General features: G+C 40.3%; 13 protein-coding genes. 4 read left to right on the plus strand and 9 right to left on the minus strand.

The window, feature by feature from the left end; genetic code table 11:
- Nucleotides 1-20: 20 nt before the first annotated feature.
- The 5 genes from sspB to zapE form a co-directional block, all read right to left on the minus strand.
- Nucleotides 21-512 (minus strand): ClpXP protease specificity-enhancing factor, encoded by a 492-nt coding sequence (sspB, locus tag P2E05_RS16830; RefSeq protein WP_251465242.1) that lies wholly within the window; start codon nucleotides 510-512, stop codon nucleotides 21-23.
- A gap of 8 nt (nucleotides 513-520) precedes the next feature.
- Nucleotides 521-1,162: a stringent starvation protein SspA gene (gene sspA, locus P2E05_RS16835; protein WP_154621896.1), complete on the minus strand. Its 642-nt coding sequence runs from the start codon at nucleotides 1,160-1,162 to the stop codon at nucleotides 521-523.
- Nucleotides 1,163-2,469: 1,307 nt separating this feature from the next.
- Nucleotides 2,470-2,862, minus strand: a complete 393-nt coding sequence (gene rpsI, locus P2E05_RS16840) for a 30S ribosomal protein S9 (RefSeq protein ID WP_004258235.1) — start codon at nucleotides 2,860-2,862, stop codon at nucleotides 2,470-2,472.
- A gap of 15 nt (nucleotides 2,863-2,877) precedes the next feature.
- Nucleotides 2,878-3,306, minus strand: coding sequence for a 50S ribosomal protein L13 (gene rplM / locus P2E05_RS16845; RefSeq protein ID WP_004925433.1), 429 nt, complete (start codon nucleotides 3,304-3,306; stop codon nucleotides 2,878-2,880).
- 268 nt (nucleotides 3,307-3,574) lie between these two features.
- Nucleotides 3,575-4,708: a cell division protein ZapE gene (gene zapE, locus P2E05_RS16850; protein ID WP_163862997.1), complete on the minus strand. Its 1,134-nt coding sequence runs from the start codon at nucleotides 4,706-4,708 to the stop codon at nucleotides 3,575-3,577.
- A 345-nt stretch (nucleotides 4,709-5,053) separates the two neighbouring features.
- Between zapE and zapG the strand changes: the two genes are divergently transcribed.
- From zapG to P2E05_RS16870, 4 genes are all read left to right on the plus strand, one after another.
- Nucleotides 5,054-5,458, plus strand: a complete 405-nt coding sequence (gene zapG, locus P2E05_RS16855; protein ID WP_154622910.1) for a Z-ring associated protein ZapG — start codon at nucleotides 5,054-5,056, stop codon at nucleotides 5,456-5,458.
- 458 nt (nucleotides 5,459-5,916) lie between these two features.
- Nucleotides 5,917-7,311, plus strand: coding sequence for a Do family serine endopeptidase (locus P2E05_RS16860; protein WP_167520937.1), 1,395 nt, complete (start codon nucleotides 5,917-5,919; stop codon nucleotides 7,309-7,311).
- A 121-nt stretch (nucleotides 7,312-7,432) separates the two neighbouring features.
- A complete protein-coding gene (gene degS / locus P2E05_RS16865; RefSeq protein ID WP_154622912.1) occupies nucleotides 7,433-8,497 on the plus strand; it encodes an outer membrane-stress sensor serine endopeptidase DegS in 1,065 nt (354 codons plus the stop codon).
- Between the two features lie 844 nt (nucleotides 8,498-9,341).
- The gene (locus P2E05_RS16870) at nucleotides 9,342-10,055 is read left to right on the plus strand and encodes a hypothetical protein (RefSeq protein WP_154624910.1); all 714 of its coding nucleotides are present in this window, start codon (nucleotides 9,342-9,344) and stop codon (nucleotides 10,053-10,055) included.
- Nucleotides 10,056-10,760: 705 nt separating this feature from the next.
- Here the strand turns inward: P2E05_RS16870 and murA are convergent.
- From murA to mlaC, 4 genes are all read right to left on the minus strand, one after another.
- Nucleotides 10,761-12,023, minus strand: coding sequence for a UDP-N-acetylglucosamine 1-carboxyvinyltransferase (murA, locus tag P2E05_RS16875; RefSeq protein WP_154624909.1), 1,263 nt, complete (start codon nucleotides 12,021-12,023; stop codon nucleotides 10,761-10,763).
- 163 nt (nucleotides 12,024-12,186) lie between these two features.
- Nucleotides 12,187-12,441 carry a BolA family iron metabolism protein IbaG gene (ibaG, locus tag P2E05_RS16880; RefSeq protein ID WP_154624908.1) on the minus strand — a complete coding sequence of 85 codons (255 nt, stop codon included), beginning with the start codon at nucleotides 12,439-12,441 and terminating at the stop codon, nucleotides 12,187-12,189.
- A gap of 138 nt (nucleotides 12,442-12,579) precedes the next feature.
- On the minus strand, nucleotides 12,580-12,870 hold the full coding sequence (gene mlaB / locus P2E05_RS16885; protein ID WP_154624907.1) for a lipid asymmetry maintenance protein MlaB: 291 nt from the start codon (nucleotides 12,868-12,870) through the stop codon (nucleotides 12,580-12,582).
- A gap of 4 nt (nucleotides 12,871-12,874) precedes the next feature.
- Complete coding sequence (mlaC, locus tag P2E05_RS16890; protein WP_163863000.1) at nucleotides 12,875-13,501, minus strand: phospholipid-binding protein MlaC; 627 nt, start codon at nucleotides 13,499-13,501, stop codon at nucleotides 12,875-12,877.
- Nucleotides 13,502-13,504 lie beyond the last annotated feature (3 nt).

Genomic DNA, 13,504 nt, shown 5'->3' on the forward strand with positions numbered 1-13,504 from the left:
TGATCGATATACTTTACGAATTACTTAATGACTCTGAGTGATGGCCTACCTTTAGGGGGTGGCGTAGGCTCATCATCTGAAGATGACGAGTGCTCACTTGTTGGGTCTGATTCATGGACCAACGTGATGTTATCCGCAGGGTTTTCTTCAATCCCTTCAAGATCAGCTGATAACTGTTCTTCATAGGCGGCTTCCGGTTCAAACATCATCCCAGCGCCATTTTCACGGGAGTAGATTGCGATAATCGCGGCCATTGGCACATATACTTGACGAGGTACACCACCAAAGCGCGCACTGAAGCGTACTTCATCATTCGTAATCTCAAAGTTACCTACTGCGCGCGGTGCTATATTCAATACAATTTGCCCATCGCGAGCAAATTCCATTGGCACATTGATATTTGGCACAGTGACATCCACAACCAAATGGGGCGTCATATCATTATCAAGCAGCCACTCGTAATGCGCACGTAATAGATAAGGGCGTCTCGGTGTCATTGGCGCCATTTCCATCATGCCACTTAGCCTCGTGCCGAAAGACGCATTTCGCGTTCTAACTCAGTCAGTGAAGCTAAGAATGCATCACGTTCAAAAACACGTTGCATGTACATTTGCAGATGTTTGCTGCTTGATGGTTTGAGTTCGATACCTAGTACAGGTAAACGCCACAACAGCGGGGCTAAGTAGCAATCAACCAAGCTGAATTCTTCACTCATAAAGAAAGGCATTTCAGCAAAAACAGGTGATACCGCAATCAGCTCTTCTGCTAACTGACGACGTGCGTTATCCGCTTCCTGTGCCGTTCCCTTTTCAATTTTGTACATCAGAGAATACCAGTCTTTTTCAATGCGGTGCATCAGTTGGCGACTTGTACCACGAGCAACTGGATAAACAGGCATGAGAGGAGGATGAGGAAAACGCTCATCTAAGTATTCCATGATAATATGTGGGTCATATAGGGTCAGATCACGGTCAACAAGAGTAGGTACACTCTGATATGGGTTTAGATCGATCAGATCTTGAGGCAGATGACCAGGTTCGACATGCTCAATCTCAACGCTAACCCCTTTTTCAGCCAAAACGATACGAACTTGATGACTAAAAATGTCGGTTGGGCCTGAAAATAATGTCATTACCGAACGTTTGTTAGGAGCGACAGCCATTAAAACCTCCAAGTTGAATAAAAATGAACTAAACTGTAATAAGTTTTTGAATAATTACGAGCCCGCCCATTTTACAATCCCCTGTGCCAAAGCTCTCATTTATCCATATAGAAAGTCAGCACAACCCTCTCGCTGTAGTGCAGCGAGAAATAAGAAAATAAAAAGCAGTCGCATATTCTAGCAGATTTTGTACAACTTAGGGGGACGTAGATGAGAAAATCATAACTAAATGTAGTTTAAAGTAGATAAAAGACAAAAAATTAGAATATCAATTCAATAATACATGTAAAACTAGTTAAAAAACCTTAGAGCTAACTCTAAAAAATGTTTTTTTAAATAAAAAATGTCAGCCTAAAAATCCTCAACTAACGCCTACTCATAAAGAAAAATGCTGGTAAGGTAAGTTATATCTATTTTGTATAGTCGAACATGAAATAAGTAAGATGGCAAATAAAACGACCAACTTAGTGATTCAATATACAAACGTTTCTAAAAGCTTAATTTAGGGAAGCTTGGAAGGCGAACACTATTCCACTTTAAAATGGCGTTTAAACTGTCAGTTTCGATTGTTTTTCCCTCAATAGACGAATGATTTGTGGTGCGATTCTGAATTCTCAAGTAATAACCCTATGATGCAACCCGTTCGCATACCCACAAAAATTTTTATCCCCGCTGACGGCTCTGTATTGCGCACTTTCGCTGCATAAACATTAATGAAGATTGAACTGCTTGATTCACTCGAATAATAGAAATCTCGTCTGGCACGAGTTACTTAAACCGGCAGGTAAATCAATGACAAAACCTCTTACACTAGCGCAATCAACTTAATACTATCTCAGCATCAAAAATCCGTTATTAAATGAATCAGTTTTATTTTGATCATTTTTATTGGCCCACCTTACAATACGAAAGCCAACATGAACAATAATATGTCTTAAAAAAGAACGCTTTTACCCATTCGATTTGTCTTGCCACCTAGATACTATTAATTTGCATATCAAAGAAGTTCAGCCTAGGTTATTTCCTGTTTTCGAACACAACTCATTGAGTACTTGGGTATATTATTCAAATAATAATACACAAATATTATGTGCATTGATTTTCCAATAAAAATTCAATTTGAAGTCTATCACTAATATATTAAATTCAATGATATTTATCTTTTCCAGCACGCGCCATAGGGCGAATTCAGATAAAAGAAACCGCTCGCATCTCATCAATAAACATCAAACAATATATTGCGCCCAATAAAAAACCCGCCATAAAGACGGGTTTTTTCATCAATTTTATGCCCAAAGGGCAATAAATTAACGTTTGGAGAACTGTGGACGACGACGTGCTTTACGTAGACCAACTTTCTTACGTTCAACAGAACGCGCATCACGGGTAACGAAACCAGCTTTACGCAGATCAGAACGAAGAGTCTCATCATAAGCCATCAGTGCACGGGTGATACCGTGACGGATTGCGCCTGCCTGACCTGAAATACCGCCACCTTTTACAGTGATGTACAGATCCAGTTTTTCCAACATTTCAACCAACTCTAGCGGCTGACGAACGACCATGCGCGCAGTTTCGCGACCAAAGTACTGTTCCAGTGTACGCTGATTGATTGTGATGTTACCGCTACCTGGCTTAATGAAGACACGAGCGGAAGAGCTTTTGCGGCGACCAGTGCCGTAGTATTGATTTTCAGCCATTGCCTATAATCCCGATTAAATGTCAAGAACTTGCGGTTGTTGTGCCGCGTGGTTGTGCTCGTTACCTGCGTAAACTTTCAGTTTACGGTACATTGCACGACCCAGAGGCCCTTTTGGCAACATGCCTTTAACCGCGATTTCAATCACACGCTCAGGACTGCGAGCAATCATTTCTTCGAAAGTCGCTTGCTTAATTCCACCTACATGACCAGTGTGGCGATAGTAGATTTTGTCTTCGCGTTTATTGCCGGTAACAGCAATTTTTTCTGCATTCAGAACGATGATGTAATCACCAGTATCCACGTGCGGAGTATATTCCGCTTTATGCTTACCGCGCAGACGGCGAGCCAATTCAGTTGCAAGACGACCTAAAGTTTTGCCATCTGCATCAACAACGTACCAGTCGCGTTTTACGGTCTCTGGTTTAGCTGTAAAAGTTTTCATTAAAACTTACCCAATATTGAAGTTACACGTTGGTGAACACTCATGTTCATAAGCTTTGTGAGGTTCACACGACTCTTGTCCAGCAAACCCACCCCTTCGAGCAGCCTAGCCGGCATTAATGCGATATTTCTTGGGAAATAAAAAACATCGCTGTAACGTGGGGTCGCAAGATTATAGAGAAGTCAGCAATAAAAATCGACCCCAAAAACACTTTTTTTTCTTCTTGTCTATATTAGATGTTTTTTTGTACAAAAACTACCAATGAGACTTAAGCCAAATGTGGCATCTTCAAATACTCTTCACTTTGCATTTCTTGTAAACGAGATAAGCAACGCTGATATTCAAATGTGAGCAAAGTACCTTGATAGAGCGATGCCATAGGCACTTGCGCATTAATGATTAACTTCACTTTTCGTTCATAAAACTCATCCACTAACGCTAAAAAACGCCGCGCCGCACTCTCTTGTTTACCGTCCAAAGCAGGCACATCATACAAAAGTACGGTGTGATAACAATTGGCGAGATAAATATAATCATTTTGACTACGAGGCTCCTCGCACAACGCTTTAAAGCTAATTGCCAGCACCCCTTCTGCGGCGTTTATCGCTTGCATTTTACGATGATTAACTTCCAAGATCGGTTGCTGTTCGCCTTTTTTCCCAGCCAGTTTGTTAAAAACCTCATTGAGATGTTGACGACTTTCATCATTAATCGGCGATAAGAAAAGATGGGCTTGAGTTAATGTTCTTAGTCGATAATCAACCCCAGCATCCACGTTCATAATTTCACAATACTTTTTAATCTGCTCTATCGCGGGTAAAAACCTCGCACGTTGTAAACCGTTGCGATATAGGTCATCTGGGATAATATTGGATGTTGCAATTAGGGTGATGCCTCGAGCAAATAAGCCTTCCAGTAAAGTGCCTAAAATCATTGCATCAGTAATATCAGACACAAAGAACTCATCAAAACACAGGACATCTGTCTGCTTTTTAAATTCATCAGCAATAATATCCAATGGGTTTTCTTGACCTTGTAAAGCCATCAGGTCGTCTTGGACCTTTTTCATAAAGCGATGAAAGTGCAAACGGAGTTTTCTATTTCCTGGCAAGCTTTCATAGAACATATCCATCAGCCAGGTTTTTCCTCGCCCCACGCCACCCCACATGTATAGTCCTTTTACAGGCTCGATCGTTGAGGTGTGTTTTTTGCCCAATAAGCGCCCTAAACGCATTTTTAGGCCTGAAGGCTTCTCATTGTGTTCATTTAAAGAGGATGTCGAGATCAACTGCTGATAAATTTCATTTAGACGCTCTACTGCACGTCTTTGTACGTCATCAGGCTGATAGTTACCTTCAGCAAGAGCCTGTTGATAACGCATAATCGGGGTTATCGGTGACATTAACTGAATAATCCTTGAAAAATTTTCGGTTTTTTTACCGTTATATGGTATACACTGCCCTTATTATAACCAGATTCATTTATTATTTAACGTCTAGTTAACGAATGTTAGAGGAGTAAGGAATTTCGTCTTAGTATTCCACTCTTTAGTGATTAACCGGAATTTACTCGTTATACTTCAAGTTGCAGCGTTATTGACGACATTTATTCAGACTCGTCATAGCATTATCTATACTCTTAGCGACTTATTCACTTGTCGCCTCGCTGCACCTCGAATGATTTAGAGTATAGTAATAGATGGATAAGCTTAATTTCTGCGAACAGTGAAGTAAACGAAGGAGTCAGCATGACCTGGGAGTATGCACTAATTGGACTAGTTATCGGTTTCATTATCGGCGCCTTAGTCGTCCGTTATGGTAACCCAAAACTTCGCCAACAAAAGACAGCACAAGCTGAATTAGACAAGAAAAACACTGAGCTAGAAGAGTACCGTAAGGAGCTCGTCAGCCATTTTGCTCGCAGTGCAGAGTTACTTGATAAAATGGCTCGTGATTATCGTCAGCTATATCAACATATGGCACAAAGCTCCTCAGAGTTAATGCCAGATATGCCCGCTCAAGATAATCCGTTCAATTATCGCTTAACGGAATCAGAAGCTGATAATGATCAGGCGCCAGTAAAAATGCCACCGAGAGATTATTCAGATGGTGCTTCTGGCCTGTTCCGCCCTTTAGATGAAAAAGAAAAGTAATTATTCATATATCATCTAAATGGTTCGTGAATCAGAATGAAGAAAAATAATGAGTCTTGAAGGTGGTTCGACACCTTCAATTGCTCTATCACACGAAATATAGCTAACTTATTCACCAGTAAAATCATTTACTGGTGAATACCACATATCCTTTTTTGTTTGGTTAGCACTGGCGAGTTTACTGCTGCTAACTAGTCAGTTAAATACAACACGACAAAAGATCGTCTTATTTAAAGTATTTCTTTTTATTTCAAAACTGTATAGAAGTTCTATTTCATCTACAATCCATGTAAATAGATGTAAAAGAGTGGATATTTGCTACCTGTTGTATGAACTTTTGCGCATAATCCATAGTCATAGCTATCAGTAAAATCAAATCTGATATGAGAAAAATATCGTGATGAGTGCAGCATTGCTGCTACCTGATAAATTTTATTCTTGAGAGAATCTACGGAATGATGAAAAGAAAAAATTTCTTTCTCACTGCGGTCGCAATGAGCCTAGGGTTATCCCTGTCAATTTTACCTTCGATTAGCAGTGCGGCTTTACCTGCAACATTACCAGCCACGGCACAGAGCCAAAATATGCCAAGCTTAGCACCAATGCTTGAAAAAGTGCTCCCTGCTGTCGTCAACATTCATGTTTCTGGTACACGTGTTCAAAACCAACAAATCCCAGAAGAATTAAAATTCTTCTTTGGCCCGAACATCCCTTCACAACAGCAAAGTGTTAGACCATTTGAAGGGTTAGGTTCTGGTGTAATCATTGATGCTGCGCAGGGTTATATTTTAACCAATAATCACGTGATTGATGGTGCAGATAAAATTCAAATCCAACTTAATGATGGTCGTGAGCTCGATGTTAAGCTGATCGGTAAAGATGCACAGACAGATATCGCATTATTAAAAATCACCAATGCAAAAGACATTAAAAATCTCACTGCCGTTAGCATGGCCGATTCCGATAAATTACGCGTCGGTGACTTTGCCGTTGCCGTAGGTAACCCATTTGGTCTAGGACAGACTGCAACTTCAGGGATCATTTCAGCACTTGGACGTAGCGGCTTAAATCTTGAAGGTCTAGAAAACTTTATCCAAACAGATGCCTCTATCAACCGTGGTAACTCCGGTGGTGCCTTAGTGAACCTAAATGGTGAACTGATCGGTATTAATACCGCAATTTTAGCACCGGGTGGCGGTAACATTGGTATTGGTTTCGCAATCCCAAGTAATATGGCTAAAAACCTCAGTGAACAACTCATTAAGCACGGCGAGGTGAAACGTGGGATTTTAGGTATTAAAGGTACCGAAATGAATTCGGATATTGCAAAAGCCTTTAATATTGATGCTCAACGTGGTGCATTCGTGAGCGAAGTTCTGCCTAAGTCTTCCGCGGCTAAAGCTGGCATTAAATCAGGTGACGTCTTAGTCTCTGTCGATGGTAAGCGTATTAACAGCTTTGCTGAGCTGAGAGCTAAAATTGGTACCAGCCAGATCGGTAAAGAAATCACGATTGGTCTGATCCGTTCAGGCAAGCCAATGGATGTTAAAGTTGTTTTAGAAAACAATGAAGGCGAAGCGACTAAAGCGGAAAAACTGAGCGAATCATTACTTGGCGCCACACTATCTAACGCAACCGTTAGCAACACTAAAGGTGTACAAGTTGATAATGTCGCACCAAAATCACCTGCTGCCGCGGTTGGCTTAGTTAAAGGTGACTTAATTTTTGGCGTGAACGACGTTCGTGTTGAAAGTATTGAACAGTTCCGTAAAGTGATTGATGCAAAACCGCCAGTACTGGCAATGAAAGTCTTACGTGGTGGTGAGACACTCTATCTGCTCATGAAAAATTAATCACAACACAAAATTGTTGTAAAAGATCAAAACAGGTACAGTACAAACTGCTGTGCCTGTTTTTTTATGTTATGCTCAATCTCCCTGTACTAACATCAACAAGTTGAATACTCGATATCTTATGGTGAAAAAGCTTCTCTGGGCAGCAATGCTAGGTCTAATAACCGCGATGATCCTTATTGTTGCGGTGCCTTCCCTACGCCCTCAAGGGTTAGCTGATTTGCTTTATGGTAAAATAGATAACGAACCTATCAGTTATAATAAAGCCGTCCGGAAAGCCGCACCGGCTGTCGTTTATGTGTATAGCAGCTCTAAAGGGAGTTTTTCTCAATCAGGCCGTGAATTAAAATCACTGGGTTCAGGCGTGATTATGAGCGCCAACGGTTATATCATTACCAATAAACATGTTGTTGATAATCCAGATCAAATTCTAGTTGCCTTACAGGATGGTTCAATCTTTGATGCTCTATTAGTCGGCTCCGATACATTAACGGATTTAGCGGTACTCAAAATAGATGCCGAAAACCTTCCTGTCATTCCTATTAATAAATTGCGTGTCACCCATGTTGGAGATGTCGTCCTTGCCATTGGTAACCCATACAACATAGGGCAAACAGTGACTCAGGGAATTATCAGTGCAACGGGCCGAGTTGGCTTAAGCTCCACCCGACGTCAAAACTTTCTACAAACGGATGCTTCTATTAATTCAGGTAACTCAGGGGGAGCCTTAATTAATACAGAAGGGGAATTAGTCGGTATTAATACCCTCTCCTTCAGTGCGGGCCAAGGGATCAGTTCAGAAGGTTTAAGTTTTGCTATTCCTACCGCCCTAGCGACAAAAATAATGGAAAAATTAATCCGTGATGGCCGTGTGATCCGTGGTTATATTGGGATCACGGCACGTGAACTACCACAGATTAGAACTAACAATAACAATATTGACCAAATCAAAGGGCTACGTGTATTCCAAGTTGCAGCTAACGGCCCTGCGGCGAAATCGGGGATTCTTCAAGGCGACATTATTTTATCGGTAGATAATAAACCCGCCGTTTCCGCCGCAGAAACAATGGATTTAGTCGCAGAAATTCGCCCTGGCAGTAAAGTACCCGTAAAAATTTTACGTGATGGTGAAGTAAAGGATGTGGATGTTATTATTGAAGAAATTCCTGAAGGTCAAGCTGGCTAGCAAAGGGGTCCTTTACGCTAATTCACGCCATAAAACTAGGTTTCAGCCCCGTATAAAATAGGCCGTTACCATTTACGGTTATTTTAACGTTAGTGTGATTACTGGGTGATATATATTTATTGCCTTATTTTTAATTTATCGGTAGATGTCAATTTTCATTATCTCATTACCTATTTTCTCCCTTCAGAAAATGCGTAGTCACTTTTATCTTTAAATAGCCTTTTTCAGTTCAACACACTTTAGCCAATTGACGTATTACGCTTTTCTGCTCGGATAGCCGATCATTAGCCTTATCGCTGAGCCAAAAATGATATCCGATGTGACTCATACAGAGTATTGCCAATATTTCTTTTCCTTTTAAACGCTACGAGTATTAGCGCATGACTAACGTTCTTATATCAGTTTAATAAGACACATTGCTACATGTCTGATTTCACTATTAATCAATGAACTCTAAAATTCGATATTTAATAAACTCTCGTCTAAAAATAAAATAATGCGATTTAAAATAGAAGACTTAAATAGACTAAATAAAAAAACATTTCCATTTCAAAAAATGAAATAGATAAAAAGCCATGAATAAATTGATTATCAGTTTATAGAGCAAGTTTTATATTCTATTCATGCCAGCAAATAAGGAATATCAACCAAAAATGGTTAATTAATTTATACCCAACCTCTATTTTAGAAAAAAAGAGCATTTAAAAAACCAACCATAAAAAATAATGGTGATTTAATTTTAATTTAATCACTTTCTTGTGCAAGATATTTCTGTCATCTATCTTTAAATTGAAATTTACAGATGCCATGTAAATAAAAAACAAATCTCATTTAAGGAATAATTATGATTAAGAAAATCTCAGCAACCATTATGCTATCATTGCTATTTGCTTCTGGTGCACAAGCGGCTTGTAAAATTGTGAACTCCGGATTGCAAAATAAAACAATATACGCTGGTGAAAAAAATCCCATGATTGTTAGCAATATCCAACAAGCTGGAAAAGTTTTAGCTGACACGCTTGTTACACCACAAGAAATATCTCTGCAAACCCATATTGATTTAGAAAAAGTATTATTTGTTTGTGATGAATCAGATAAAGATAAACTCTATGAGTTAGCCTATAGACCTTATGGTTGGGCTGATAATGCAACACCGGCATACAGTGAAAATAAGATTCAATTTTTTAAAACAAGTGCTGTGGGAGTTTACTTCCAGTTTTTCTTGGGTGAAGGTTCTGAATATGAATTCCTTCCATATAAAACAATGAAAAAAATATCATCTAGCCCATCTGTAACACAACCGAATAAAATCGAAGTAAAATTAAAAGATTTTTCAGGTGTTAGAAACTTACAAATTCGCTCAGATAATATGAATGTCCCTAATGGTGAACAAACAATTGCGGGTGTTTCCCGTGGAATTGTCGCATTTATTGGCCCTGGTATTAATGATAATTTAAATAATTCTAGCGGAGTTATTACTGCATCTCCGGTTGGAGAAAGTTATTTAAATGTCGCTCAATATCCGGCCAAAGTAAAATTAGACCAATGCGCGCAATAAAATAAATGTTCTCCACGAAACGTTAGTGACAATATTCACTAACGTTTTTCATTTTTAATGAAAACATGTTTATATTGATATTAAAACTATTTAATTAAGCGGTTAAAAACAATGAGAGCACTGTTAATATTATCGATACAGTAGCAAATAGCGTGAACTTAACGAATGATTTACTAAGAAGATATAAAGATTGAATTCCTCTTTCCCATAGGACCCAATGATTCCCCCTAAAAATAGCCAAACAACTGCGATGTTGTTGGCCTCCTTCAATCAAATCATGAAACTTATAGTCAAATGAGAACTCAGCAAAAAATTAATCAAATCTCACGTTATCTATATTAACGCTGTTAATAGCAAAAATAATCGTCTTGGCCTTAGCTTTTATTTTGCAGGACCAAGCTCTCTTTTCTCTTTGTTAATTAACGTCTTCAATTAAAGGTAAAAGGAGGCATATCAAAAGTGATAAATACAGGTTCATTTGAGGGGGAGAAGATGCTCACGGTAAGTGGCGAGCATCAACAAATTAAATATCACAATAATGTGATTAGGAGTCATTACTGGGCATTGAAACGTATGTTCAGCCTCATACTCGGCCTTAAGCGACCAGAATCACCTTTTAAACGAATAGAGGGATTGAAAGTGAAGCAAGCCCTTCGTAAAGGGCAAGCAAAATGTAGACTTTCTTCTGTATTGGCAACAGCACCCTTAATCTTCAGAGTGGATACGCTCAATATTCGCACCTAAGCCACGTAGCTTATCTTCAATGTGCTCATAACCACGGTCAATGTGATAAATACGATCAACTGTCGTCGTGCCTTCTGCGATACAACCCGCAATCACCAAACTTGCAGATGCACGTAAATCCGTTGCCATAACTTGCGCGCTCGTCAGTTTCTCAACACCATGACATAGCACTGTGTTGCTTTCGATTTCAGCATGAGCGCCCATACGGATAAGTTCAGGGATATGCATAAAGCGATTTTCAAAAATGGTTTCAGTGATCATACCAGCCCCTTCAGCCACTAGGTTTAAAAGGCTAAATTGAGCTTGCATATCTGTCGGAAAACCTGGGTGTGGTGCGGTACGTAACGTCACTGCTTTGGGACGTTTACCTTCCATATCAAGGCTGATCCAATCGTCACCGATTTCAATTTTAGCACCTGCTTCACGCAGTTTTGCCAAAACAGCATCCAGTGTATCTGGACAGGCATTGCGGCAAATCACTTTTCCTCTTGAAACGGCTGCTGCAATAAGGAAAGTGCCGGTTTCGATACGGTCGGGTAACACACGGTAAGTTCCCCCACCTAACCGTTCAACCCCTTCAATAACAATACGGTCAGTACCCGCACCAGTAATTTTGGCACCTAACGTATTCAAGAAGTTAGCTGTATCCTCAATTTCTGGCTCACGGGCAGCATTTTCGATCGTCGTTGTCCCTTCTGCCAATGTGGCTGCCGTCATAATGGTGACAGTCGCGCCCACACTGACTTTATCCATAACGATGCAAGCGCCTTTTAAACGGCCATCAACGGTCGCTTTTACATAGCCATCTTCTAATACAATGTGTGCGCCAAGTTGCTCTAACCCAGAAATATGTAGGTCAACAGGACGTGCCCCGATAGCACAACCACCTGGCAATGAAACTTCCCCATGACCAAAACGTGCAACCAACGGCGCAAGAGCCCAAATTGATGCGCGCATGGTTTTAACTAGATCATAGGGAGCACAATATTCTGTAACATGTCTTGCATCAACATAAATGGAACCATTGCGCTCAACTTTGGTTCCTAATTGATTGAGAAGTTTGATAGTCGTATCAATATCTCTAAGTTTAGGGACATTTTGTATTTCTACTGGCTCTTCGGCTAGTAGCGCAGCGAACAGAATTGGTAGTGCAGCATTTTTGGCACCGGAGATTGTCACCTCACCCTCTAAACGAGTGGGCCCTTTAACTAAAAATTTATCCATTCGGTTACTCTCGTATTCATATTCATCCTATTTCGGATTGCAAATGTCTTCAGAAAAGTAGGACTATCGCGTTCCTTACGCCTAGTGCTATCTTTATTGACTCACTGCATGCAACCCGAGATAGTTTTGAGTATAGATTTTAAATACTGTTCGCAGTTTTTTATCAAAAACCGTTTAGCTTGCGGTCACGTGCCCAATCAGCTGGGGTATATGCCTTAATTGAAAGCGCATGAATACGGTTGTCCGCGATATACTCCATCAACGGAGCATAAACAGCTTGCTGCTGCTTGACTCTGCTCATATTTTCAAACATGGCACCGACGGCAATAACCTGAAAGTGGCTGCCATCACCATTAACAATCACCTCATCCAGAGATAGCTTGTCCATCAATACTTGTTTTATTTCGTTGGTTTCCATATATGACTCAATTTTATCATCATCGATTTTGGTATAAATAGACGTCTATCCTAAAGGATCCGAAACAAATCTTAAACCAAAGAAAACGCCCCCGATGCATAAAAACACGCAGAGGCGCTTTTTTTACACAAACTGACCTTAACTTAGCAATAATGACTTAACGCCATACAGTTCCATCAAGGTTGTTAAATTATCGCTCATTCCTACTATTTGTAGTGAGCGTTTTTGCTGCTCAAACTCACCTTTTAAACGGACCAACATAGCGAGTCCAGTTGAGTCAACGTGATCCAAGCCTGACACATCGATTTGCTCAACTTGGGATAACAAAGTCTCACGCTGCTCCCAAAATACGAGCAAAGACTCTCGGCCTAATGTGCCAGATAGTTTAACTGTTGACGATGCGGTGTCCCACGTAAGCGCATGACTCATGTGATTATTTCTCATCCAGAGTAATAGGTGCTTTCGCACTGATTTCTAACTGTTTTGTTAGACCATCAATACCTTGTTTACGTAAAATATCGCCCCATTCATTTTGCTTAGTGGTGATCATACTGACACCCTCTGCAATCATATCATAAGCTTGCCAGTGGCCTGTTTTGCTATTTTTACGCCATTGGAAGTCTAGGCGCACAGGCGGGCGACCATTAGGATCGATAATGGTGACTCGGATCGCGACGATATTTTTATCGCCAAGAGGCTGCTCTGGCGCTATTTGATACGTTTGACCATGGTACATCGCCAATGCTTGGCCATAGACTTGTTCAAGGTAAGCTTCAAAAGCGGCAAAATATGCTTCACGCTGTGCAGGCGTTGCATTTTTGTAGTAAGTTCCTAGTACGAGTGCTCCCGCATATTTAATTTGTACATAAGGCAGCAGCTCTTCACGAACAATAGTTCGTAAGTAGTTAGGATCTTTACGGATTTTAGGCTGTTCTTCCTTCAATCGTGTAAACGTTTTTTCAGCCGCTTCATCCATGAGTTTATAGGGGTTGGTTTGGTCAATCGCCATTGCAAATGGTGCAATCGCCAGCATGGCTATCATCATTAAGCGCTTAAACATAAA

The sequence above is a fragment of the Providencia stuartii genome (genome assembly GCF_029277985.1).
GTDB classification, from domain to species: Bacteria; Pseudomonadota; Gammaproteobacteria; order Enterobacterales; family Enterobacteriaceae; genus Providencia; species Providencia zhejiangensis.

Coding starts and splice junctions, on each gene's coding strand:
- rplM (WP_004925433.1), bottom strand. CDS start 3,306: ATGAAAACTTTTACAGCTAAACCAGAGACCGTAAAACGCGACTGGTAC.
- rpsI (WP_004258235.1), bottom strand. CDS start 2,862: ATGGCTGAAAATCAATACTACGGCACTGGTCGCCGCAAAAGCTCTTCC.
- mlaC (WP_163863000.1), bottom strand. CDS start 13,501: ATGTTTAAGCGCTTAATGATGATAGCCATGCTGGCGATTGCACCATTT.
- mlaB (WP_154624907.1), bottom strand. CDS start 12,870: ATGAGTCATGCGCTTACGTGGGACACCGCATCGTCAACAGTTAAACTA.
- zapG (WP_154622910.1), top strand. CDS start 5,054: ATGACCTGGGAGTATGCACTAATTGGACTAGTTATCGGTTTCATTATC.
- degS (WP_154622912.1), top strand. CDS start 7,433: ATGGTGAAAAAGCTTCTCTGGGCAGCAATGCTAGGTCTAATAACCGCG.
- sspB (WP_251465242.1), bottom strand. CDS start 512: ATGGAAATGGCGCCAATGACACCGAGACGCCCTTATCTATTACGTGCG.
- murA (WP_154624909.1), bottom strand. CDS start 12,023: ATGGATAAATTTTTAGTTAAAGGGCCCACTCGTTTAGAGGGTGAGGTG.
- sspA (WP_154621896.1), bottom strand. CDS start 1,162: ATGGCTGTCGCTCCTAACAAACGTTCGGTAATGACATTATTTTCAGGC.
- ibaG (WP_154624908.1), bottom strand. CDS start 12,441: ATGGAAACCAACGAAATAAAACAAGTATTGATGGACAAGCTATCTCTG.
- P2E05_RS16870 (WP_154624910.1), top strand. CDS start 9,342: ATGATTAAGAAAATCTCAGCAACCATTATGCTATCATTGCTATTTGCT.
- P2E05_RS16860 (WP_167520937.1), top strand. CDS start 5,917: ATGAAAAGAAAAAATTTCTTTCTCACTGCGGTCGCAATGAGCCTAGGG.
- zapE (WP_163862997.1), bottom strand. CDS start 4,708: ATGTCACCGATAACCCCGATTATGCGTTATCAACAGGCTCTTGCTGAA.